General features: G+C 54.3%; 11 protein-coding genes. 6 read left to right on the forward strand and 5 right to left on the reverse strand.

What is annotated here, in order from left to right; all coding sequences use genetic code 11:
- Window positions 1-459: 459 nt before the first annotated feature.
- Entirely contained in the window at window positions 460-996 is a 537-nt protein-coding gene (locus tag F561_RS0123605; RefSeq protein ID WP_245556627.1) for a hypothetical protein, read from the reverse strand.
- 78 nt (window positions 997-1,074) lie between these two features.
- Here F561_RS0123605 and F561_RS0123610 point away from each other — a divergent pair, with 78 nt between their 5' ends.
- Genes F561_RS0123610 through F561_RS30230 form a run of 3 tightly spaced genes read left to right on the forward strand, consistent with a single transcriptional unit; the run spans window position 1,075 to window position 2,427 of the window.
- A complete protein-coding gene (locus F561_RS0123610) occupies window positions 1,075-1,299 on the forward strand; it encodes a helix-turn-helix domain-containing protein (RefSeq protein ID WP_019012433.1) in 225 nt (74 codons plus the stop codon).
- Window positions 1,300-1,356: 57 nt separating this feature from the next.
- On the forward strand, window positions 1,357-2,103 hold the full coding sequence (gene dinB, locus F561_RS26750) for a DNA polymerase IV (protein ID WP_019012434.1): 747 nt from the start codon (window positions 1,357-1,359) through the stop codon (window positions 2,101-2,103).
- Between the two features lie 9 nt (window positions 2,104-2,112).
- Window positions 2,113-2,427 carry a DinB/UmuC family translesion DNA polymerase gene (locus tag F561_RS30230; RefSeq protein ID WP_281166619.1) on the forward strand — a complete coding sequence of 105 codons (315 nt, stop codon included), beginning with the start codon at window positions 2,113-2,115 and terminating at the stop codon, window positions 2,425-2,427.
- 66 nt (window positions 2,428-2,493) lie between these two features.
- Here F561_RS30230 and F561_RS0123620 read toward each other — a convergent pair whose 3' ends face one another.
- Both F561_RS0123620 and F561_RS0123625 read right to left on the reverse strand, forming a co-directional pair.
- Complete coding sequence (locus tag F561_RS0123620; RefSeq protein ID WP_157452148.1) at window positions 2,494-2,934, reverse strand: hypothetical protein; 441 nt, start codon at window positions 2,932-2,934, stop codon at window positions 2,494-2,496.
- Between the two features lie 284 nt (window positions 2,935-3,218).
- Window positions 3,219-3,929: a DUF2442 domain-containing protein gene (locus F561_RS0123625; RefSeq protein ID WP_083922632.1), complete on the reverse strand. Its 711-nt coding sequence runs from the start codon at window positions 3,927-3,929 to the stop codon at window positions 3,219-3,221.
- Between the two features lie 75 nt (window positions 3,930-4,004).
- Between F561_RS0123625 and F561_RS0123630 the strand changes: the two genes are divergently transcribed.
- Window positions 4,005-4,283 (forward strand): helix-turn-helix domain-containing protein, encoded by a 279-nt coding sequence (locus tag F561_RS0123630; protein ID WP_019012438.1) that lies wholly within the window; start codon window positions 4,005-4,007, stop codon window positions 4,281-4,283.
- Window positions 4,284-4,666: 383 nt separating this feature from the next.
- Here F561_RS0123630 and F561_RS29340 read toward each other — a convergent pair whose 3' ends face one another.
- The gene (locus tag F561_RS29340; RefSeq protein ID WP_157452149.1) at window positions 4,667-5,326 is read right to left on the reverse strand and encodes a DUF2442 domain-containing protein; all 660 of its coding nucleotides are present in this window, start codon (window positions 5,324-5,326) and stop codon (window positions 4,667-4,669) included.
- Window positions 5,327-5,679: 353 nt separating this feature from the next.
- Between F561_RS29340 and F561_RS27595 the strand changes: the two genes are divergently transcribed.
- Entirely contained in the window at window positions 5,680-6,855 is a 1,176-nt protein-coding gene (locus tag F561_RS27595; protein ID WP_019012439.1) for a tyrosine-type recombinase/integrase, read from the forward strand.
- Window positions 6,852-8,753 (forward strand): site-specific integrase, encoded by a 1,902-nt coding sequence (locus F561_RS0123640; protein WP_019012440.1) that lies wholly within the window; start codon window positions 6,852-6,854, stop codon window positions 8,751-8,753. Before F561_RS27595 ends, F561_RS0123640 begins: the two co-directional genes overlap by 4 nt.
- Window positions 8,754-9,013: 260 nt before the next feature.
- On the opposite strand, the gene F561_RS29345 is transcribed toward F561_RS0123640, so the two are convergent.
- Window positions 9,014-9,417, reverse strand: a 404-nt coding sequence (locus tag F561_RS29345) for a hypothetical protein (protein ID WP_425386980.1), incomplete at its 5' end; no start/stop codon positions are given.

Here is a 9,417-nt window from a genome sequence, read left to right on the forward strand (position 1 = left end):
GTCACTCGGCGCTGGGTTACGCCACGCCTTGGTCTACACTCACCTCATCGGCGAAGGCTCGCAACGCCGCTTGAAGAATTTTTTGGAGCACTACCCCCTGAAGGCTGTAAATACTTTGATTTGCCATGGTGTCCTCTCAGCGAAAGAGGGTCGCGGCATGTGCCTAAGGATGAGTCCTCGCCTTCCCATCTTGCGACCCGGCTGAAAAGAGCAGGGTAATCTGGGGTACTGCGCCGCGGTTTGCCATGTCTGCCTGGAAGGACAGATGCGAGGGGGAAGGGCTACGGCCACGCTCCACACAAAGCGTACAGCAAAAGCAAGGGATTAACGGGCATGCAAGTGGCATGTCGTTAGTTACAAAGGATAGTCAGGGTCTCGGTTTCCTATCGCAGGAGCCTTGAAAGATAGTGGCTTGCGAGTGAAGAATCATCACGCCATCGGACCATCAGAAACTCCGACTCAGCTCATCTTGCCTAGATTGCATTCCAGTGCTTGAGATTCGCCAGCGTCAAAACTATAGGCCCGACCAGCCAGCGTTCCCTTGTCCCATCCCACCACCACCAGAATATGACAGCCATCGAAGAGGCCTTGCGAAGCTCCCAAATGCAGCCACGTCAGATCTTCCCGGATGTCTGGAAGAGAGCTGTTTGGATAGGCAATCCAGTTGCCCTGCCAGTCAACCTGCTCTCCATGCACTGCGGCTACGCAATCGCTCCATCCAAACGCGTAACGCTCGTCAACGGTCAAGACCGTTGCATCAGCATCGGCATACCACCAAGGAAAGCCGCTTGGACTTGCGAGCAGCACGTCCAGAACGCCGTCTCTCAATGAGCCAAACAGGAGTCCCCCACGCAGCCGGCCCGGAGCATAGAGCTGCTCCAGCAGCTGGCGGCGCGCTTCCGAAGCAAATTGGACGTGCTCTGGGGGCATCACTTCTTCGTCTGTTCGTAGACGATGATCTGGAAGGAGGCCTAGAAATCGCTGTCGAGCACGCATGCCGAATGATACCAGAGATAGTGTTCAACACGATGTACTGTAGACTTCTAATCTTCGGCCCGGCTCATAGTTGTGGCAGTGTCTGCCTCCCCCCACCGTGCCCGAGAACGCTTTGCTGCCGCCCTGCTGCGCCTCCGCCAGGAGCGGGGCTGGTCACAAGAAGAACTGGCCGCCCAAGCCAAGCTGCACCGCAACTACGTAGGCTCCATCGAGCGTGCGGAACGCAATGTCGGTGTCGACAACATGGAAAAAATTGCAAAAGCGTTAAACACTTCCCTCAGTGAAATGCTGCGCGAAGACTAGGCGTAAGCTTCCGTTCACGGTATGTGCTCGCTGAGCTTGTTAATCTGAACCTTCAAGATGCGCAAGATCGTGCATGTGGACGCAGACGCATTTTTTGCGAGCGTGGAACTTCGGGACAACCCGGCACTGCGTGGCCAGGCCGTCGCTGTGGCCTATCACGGGCCCCGGAGCGTGGTCACGACCGCCACCTATGAGGCCCGCCAGTATGGCGTTCGCAACGCCCTGCCCCTCCGAACGGCTCTGGCGCGCTGTCCACACTTGATCGTCGTCGAACCCCGCATGGACGCCTACCGCGAAGCCAGTGAGATCATTCAGGGTGTCTTCCGGGAGTTCACAGACTTGGTCGAACCGCTGAGCCTGGATGAAGCGTACCTGGATCTCACCGAACCCAAGCAGGGCCCGCCCAGTGCCACGCGGATCGCTCAGGAAATACGGCACTTGGTTCCTGCCCGCACAGGAGGTTTAACCGTTTCTGCGGGGGTCAGTGTGAACAAGATGCTGCCCAAACTCGGCAGCGGTATGAACAAGCCGGACGGCCTGACCGTCATCCTGCCAGAAAAGGCGGATGCCTTGATTGCCAAACTACCTGTCGAGGACTTCTTCGGCATCGGGCCGGTCACTGCCGCGCGACTGCAGCGCATGGGCGTCCAGACGGGAGCCGACCTGCGACAGTTGTCATTGGCGGAACTAACGACCACCTTTGGCGTGCAGGGGGCGCATATGTACGCCATTGCGCGGGGACAGGATGACCGGCCCGTGGATCCCAGTGACGACCGCAAAAGCGTCGGAACGGAAGATACCTAAGATACGGATCTGCAGGGACTCGGTAACATGCACAATCAGCTGACGGGACTCTGTGAAAGGACGAGTCGGCGATTGATCAAACACGGCCTGGCCGGACGGGTCGTGGCCATCAAGGTGAAGTTCAGCAATTTCGAGCTGGTCAGCCGCCAGCTAAGTCTGCCCGCTCCAGTGCAGTCGGCTGCCGAACTGGAACGGGTGGCGAGGCATCTGCTGACGGTAGATTTTGTGGGCAGCCGTGCGGTGCGGCTGTTGGGGGTAAGTGTCAGCGGCTTGGTGAATCCAGAAGGGCGAGATGTGGTGGTGCCCTTATTCACTGTGGTCTGAAGGAACAACTCCAGAGACGCTGCATCAGGAGAAGAGCAACTTGAATTCCGCTGACCTGACTCCAGCTCACATAGCCCACGTGGGTTTGGGAACTGCCAAATAAAGTGCTCTCACTTGGGCAGGCATCTGCTCTGAGGCGCCTCCCACTCTCCACATCCTATCAAGGCCATGCAGGGCCTCTTCTTGGATTAGAGCCTCTGGGCGAGCCAGCGCCATGAGGAGAGCTTGCTCTGCCGCTTCTGGATGCAGCGTCCAAGCACTAGCAATACCACACACAATGTCAGTTATGACGCGGTAGTCAAGGTGAGCATGTGTACGCACCATCTTGGTGAGGAGGATGTAGTGTTGGTCGGCAACAGCGCAAATTGCTCCTTCGTTGTCTCGATCAGGGCGCAGGGCGCAAACAGTTTGTTCTAACAAAAACCGGGCCGCTTCGTCTTCTTTTTGGAGTAGGAGAGAATCCGTTTTCTCATCTGTGTGGACAGACACTGATTGGATGTTCTTCATGTCAGTCACCCTCTCTTCAACCTTGACCATGCACGGCTCTGAAAGGATCACCTGTCGACACTGAGCCGCCTACCGCTCAGAGCAAGCAGGGTCGGTCAATCCAGTGAGACTGCCCGTGTCACAGACAGCCCAGCATAGAGTGCAGCAGCGTTTGGTTAAGGCATTGTTGAATGCTGTAGCGCCAATTCCCCCACAGCAGCGCGGGCAGGTGGTCAGCGGCAAAGGGTCTGGTCAGGGAGGCGGTGCAGCACATACGCCTCCGGCCTTGGCCGGGATCTGATCATTCACGGGCCTCCCCCGGTCGCGATGACCATGCAGGGCCGTTCAATCAGATCGGGCCGCCCCCGCATCAGGCAACCAAGCATGGTGTGCAGGAGCACCTGATCGGGACATTGTTGCGTGCCGTAATGCCAGGGACGCCGTAACAGGGCGTACAGGGGGTCTGGGGAAAACAATTGCGACATGAAGGCCCCCAGGTCAGATAAGCGGGCCAGGGCGATGTCTGCCGGGGCATGGAGCGCCTCCACACTGTCCCGCAGTTCACCGGGCTTGACCTGAAGCAGGCGCTGCACCACCAGGGCCTCAGCCGGATAGGGCGGCAAATACCCCTTCTGCGGTTGGTAGTGCAGGTATGGCAGGAGTGGACGGTATCGCGAGTTGGGGGACAAGACACTTAGAGTCGCCACCCCCAGTTGCTCTGCGGCTGGCCCGAGAAGGTCTTGGTGGCCCAATCGCACGGCAGCTGGCCAGCAAATGGACTGTCCATCAGGCGTCACTCGCACCGCCCGAAACAGGTCACGCAAGCGGAGCGCTTGGAAACGCTCGTGCTTGAGCAGCGCTGTCAAATCCAGCAAGCGCGTTTCTTGCTCGTCGAAGGTCACCCACACCTGAGCACGCCCTGGCTCCGGCAGCACCTCACTGATGCCCTTCCACTCTGGGTGTGAGGGGACAACACCAGATCGGTCTGAAACAGTGGCAGGATCGGCTCCGGGCATGCTCACAACGTATCAAATATGGTGACACCAAATATGAAGTAGGCGAGAGGGGGTATCTGCATGAAGCCTTGGGCCATGTCTGCTGGCCTGTCCCCTGACCCTACTCTCAACTTGGAAGAGGTTTACCTGCAGCAATTGGGCCTCCGGATCCGCGCTCAACGACAAGCCCAGAAGATCGGCCTAGAGGGTTTAGCCGATACTGTGGGCATCCACCGCACCCACCTCTGGAAGATTGAAAAGGGACAGCTTAATGCAGGCATTTACACCTATGAACGGATTGCCCGTGCGTTAGGAAGCCGCCTACAAGAGCTGTTGCCTGAGATGAGGTCGCCCGGATCAACGCCAAACGGGTAGCATTCGACTTGTAGGCACGTCGCACTGACTCCACCCTCGCCCTGTAGGCAAGGCGAAGAGCAACCCAACCTATACGCTATTCATTTCGGCTCCTGTTGCTCAACCAAGGTGTGCGGTTGCCAGGCCCTCCAAGAAGCGGTTGCGCCGTCCCCCAACTGGTCACTCTGGTTCTACACCAAGTGTCCATCCTGACGCGGGCCATAAGGCCCGGCAAGGGCAGTGAAGCATGACCTTTACAGGCCAAGAGAGATGACAGTTTGATTCAGTAACCTTTTGCAGCTTGAAAGCAACCCACACTTGTTATTGACCCGGTTCAACCACTGCTTCAATCCTCCCGGGAAAGTGGTCTGTGCAAGTTGGCACAGAGCGGGGACTGCCGACGCTCACGTCCGTCCCAGGCGAAACGGATGCGGATACAGGTTGGCTTCGACCACATGTAGATCTCCACTTTGGATAGCGGCCAGCGGAGTGGGCCAGAGGAGAGCGCTACGCCCCACAGAACCATGCCAATGCCAACGCAGCAACTGATGAATCTCTCGCTGTGCAATTGAATAGGCCTGAGACAAAGCCAAGACTAAATCCAGCAGGCGACGATGAAGCAGAGCTGCTGACACAGGATAATGCTGTTGAAAAGCGGCCAACGTAGACTCATCAATGTTCAGCCGAGCGAGAAGAAGACGAAGTGAAACTGCTTGGTCGGATACAGGTTTAAGGTATCCCCGAAGTGGCCGGTAGAGCGCAGCTGAACTCAGGATGGACATGAGCTGCAGCATCCCAACATAGAAACCTGCATGAGCCTCAACTTGAATGGTGTGGAGACTCAGTTCCAAATCATCTGCCCAACTCAGGAGTTGACCATCGGGCGCCAGTTGCACTCGGGACCAACTTTCCCAGGTCCAGGAAGCGGCGTGAGCTTGCTGCAACCGCTGACAATCCATCAAGAGAACCTGTCCAGTGTCTAGGGCCAACCAAAGATGCGAAGGGCGCTCTGGAATCACCTGCCGGATGCCAGTGGCGGCGAGCAGGGGAAGAGGTAATGACATAGATGCTATAATGTATCAAATTAGATGACATCTAATTTGATACAAATTCAATTAGCCGTCCTTAACCCGCTGATGGCGCATCTGCTCAGCGGTCTGCGAAATGGAGTCAGCCCGACAGAAGCCTTGGCCTGTTAGCGTCTAGGAGCCACACGTAGAAATTTTGGCCAGAAGGAGGTGTGGAGGAATTGACTCACCTCCATTGCACCTACCTCAGTCAATAGATTTGTCCGATTGATGGCCTTAGTGCTGGTAGATCTTGCTCGCTGTTGCCCCTGGCGTACGAACAAGAGTATGTTGCCACTTAAACATCGACATTTAACTCAAGCACCATTGGCTCGGGAGGGCCCGATCTCATGATGGATCAGCTACCGCTCTGTTCAATGTGGGCCACCCCAGGCATTCAACCGTACTTTCAACTTTTAAATGCTCATCAACAACCGATCGCGGAGGCTGATCTCTTTCTCAAGGAAGTGTGCAGCCGAACCAACAGCACAGCAACGCTGCGTACTTATGGATATGCCCTTTTGGATTGGTATCGATTTCTAGGGCGCCACGCTCTTGAGTTGAACGACGTACAACGCAAACACGTGGTTCAGTACATTCTTGAGCTCAAAGGCAAACAGAACCTTCAGCGCGTCCGCCGTGCTGGCACGCCTAAGGCAGGCAGTGTCAATCCAGTCACTGGAAAGCGCTATTTACCTAATGGTTACCAGATGGCTACCGTCAACCTGCGGATCTCGGTCATCACTCAGTTCTACGACATCTTGATCTTAAATGATGTGGGCCCCACCCGGCACCCTGTGCGGATGAAAGGAGAAACCTCAGAATACAAGAGTGGAGTGTGGGGGATGAGATCCAGCAGTTCTGCTGCCCATCTGCGTCAACGCAATCCCCAACGCTTGGCACATGGTCTTTCAAAAATAGTGATGCAGGCACTGCGGGCTGAGATTAACAACGACCGGGATGCCGCACTTATTGAGGGTTTGTACGTTTCAGCAGCGCGCGCTGAAGAGATGTTGGCACTCACGTTCGGGGACGTCAATTGGCAACAGCAAACCCTCTTGCTGCACACCAAAGGACGACAGGACAAACAGGAAGTCGCGGTCTCTGCACATTTTCTTGCTCTGCTGCGTACCTACTTGGGTAGGCGGATAAAGACTGCTGCGGCGCATGAACCCGTTTGGCTCATGCGCCGGGAACCACGTGAAATCTTGACCTACTCAGGACTACGAGCTGTCCTACGCCGATTGAACGAAAAATTGAGCAGCAATATTTCGGCACATGATTTGAGGGCAACCTGTGCCACACATCTGGCGATGGATTCGTCGCTTTCGTTGCTTGAGATCGCTACACACCTCCGGCATGCGCAGGTAGCAACGACCCAACGCTACTTGGAGTCTGGACGCAGCAATCGGTTGGGCTTGCATCGCCATTTCAATCAGGTGGAACCTGAACTGCCACCCCCTTCCACCTCTTATGACCCTGAGGTGCTGGCGCGTATTTTCGCCCGCAAACGGTCTAGCCGATGATTCTCACGGTTCAGATTTACCCCACCGTCGCGCAGCTAACGGCGATAATCCGGCAGTTTGGCTTAGAGCACACCAATGCCTATAACCCGGCGAGAACGTACACGTATGGAGCACAGCATTTGCTGGAATGGCTGGAGACGTATCCCGGAGAAACGTGGCAAGCACGGTGGCTAGTGGCTGAGGCCGATTTCAAGGCATGGCCTGAAATCGAGTGGGTGACCGATCAGCAGCGTTACTACAGGATTCGTCGTGCCTTATCGGCTTTGATTGCTCTACGCATACTGCAACCAAGCTACGCTTGGTTACATGCGACCCCCTGGAACGGCATGCTGAAGTATTTTGAAGAGGGGCCAGATAAGGTAGATGTCCAACGGATCCTTGAAACCGCCAAAACATTGAAATTTAATCACCGAGCGTCTTACAATGCTGTTTTCACCTTTTCTTATATTGCGATCCACACAGGCAAAACATTGTCTGCTCTCAGTCACGCAGATCTGATGGAATACGAAGAGAATCGCACTGACCCTAGCCATAGGATCTCTTGCAATACCTTGCATTTTGTGCTGAGGGCCTTAGATATTGTCACTGAAGATCCCAAACCTCGAGGAAAAAAATCTTTAAATGGGCCAGCTTTGGTTGACAAACTCTTAGATCAATATAAGATCGTTAGTCCTTTTCATAGAGAGGTATTACACAATTATCTCAGCGAACGTCAAATTCAAGTAGTTCAATCGGTTTTTCGAGTTCAAACGCACAAACTGTTGGCCTTTTGGCAGTTCGTCACAGAACATGCCACAGTGAATGAGACTTTTCTTGTCCCGCATCCTGTGATGGCCTTATGGAAGGATTCGATCAGAACAATCCAAAGAAATCAAGTGTTGACTATCCCAGCCGAAACGCTCAGGGTGGTTCGAACCTTTTACCGATACCTCAACTCGTTGGCCTTGGATGACCCTGAACATTGGGGAACACATGAAGCTTATGCGCCCATTCAAAGAAGTGAACTACAAGTTGCTGCCAACCAAGCACAAACACCCAAACAGGTTCGGCAAAACCTTACCCGCTTGCTTGTCAACCATGGTGGAGGATTTCGCAAGGCCCTCAAACAGCATCACAACGATACGGTGGTCTTCTTGGAGCGTGCCCGACAGCTTGAGGTGGATCAGACGATTGAGAGAGGCCACACCACCTATCGGCGAACTGCAGTTAATAAACAGTACTTGAATCCTTATGGAGTCACCTACACCATGATGGACGAGGTCGGCGCGAACCCAAAGGTGTACATCAATCTGGAGGACGAAGAGGAAAGGGCGTTCTGGTGCTGGGCTTGTGTCGAATTGTTCTTGGAAACGGGTCTGCGACCAGTTGAGCTTTATCGACTTCAAGTCTCAGACATTCAGCCACGAACCAGTGAGAACGGTGAAGTGGTGCCCTCCCTCTTCGTGCCGTCTGCCAAGATTATCGTACCCAGAATTATTGATCTGTCATCGCGTGCTGCGGAAGTAATTGCAAAAATTATCGAGCGGATGCAAGGAGACTTAGCAGACTATCCCTATGTCGACCGGTTCGAAATGTCCTACGGAAAATTTGCCCTCAATGCTCAGCTCTTGCTGCAGCGGCACGGCATGAATATTCAGATTGGGTTAGGCAACGTTGCCATGATCCACTGGTTAGATGCTGTTCAGAACATTCTTCGTGCTGAGGGAAACTTGCCCGAAGACGTCCGCTATCTTCCAAGAGATTTTCGGCACATTTTTGCGACTCGGCTCCATGATCAAGGGGTCAGTCTGCTGGAAATCTCCAACTACTTGGGTCACAAAAATATCAATACCACCCTCAAATATATCGCTCCGAACACACGCAACTTGGTGGATCATCTGAATGGCCTAAACGATTGAAGTAGCGGTTGTGATGGGTACAAGCGTCAATCTGCACTGATGAAGGATCAGAGGGTGAACACCTGACTGAACTAGCTGCTAATGGGGCCAGTGGGTGTTCCTTTCAGCGTTCGTCTTCGCACAGAAACCCCAAAACCGTCACATTGACCGATGTGTCCACAGCAGATTGATTAAAGATGAGGGATGAATTCTGGTGGACAGTTCAGTCAGGTGTTCACCCTCTGATCCTTCATTAGTGCAGATAACCGCCATTACCTGCACTAATGAAGATCGACTCTTTCTGGGAAATAATTCACTGATATTGGGCAAGGTAAAGCGCTAGCTCTTGCGTCCGCCAACGTCATGGACAGGAATTCATCCTTACGCCTTAAAACAACACCAAAACTCATTGCAGAAGACACGCTCAATCTGCCCGCCCGATCCGGTGCTTGACCAGCGGTGAGCCACACGGTCCGCAATCCCAGATCAAATCCCTCGTCCAGTTGCACTTTGGTGAGTGGCGCACTCTGTTCGATCAACCGTTTCGTAGTTCCCTTGTTGTGGGCCAGCAACGTCTCGAGCAGATCCATCGGTAATGCTCCAGGAATGACTTCTAGAACTTGACCCTTTTGAAGCGAGGGACGAGCACACTGGAGAGCATCATGGGGAAACAACGGAAAACTTG

Origin of the sequence: Deinococcus aquatilis DSM 23025 (assembly GCF_000378445.1) — a bacterium.
Taxonomy (GTDB): domain Bacteria; phylum Deinococcota; class Deinococci; order Deinococcales; family Deinococcaceae; genus Deinococcus; species Deinococcus aquatilis.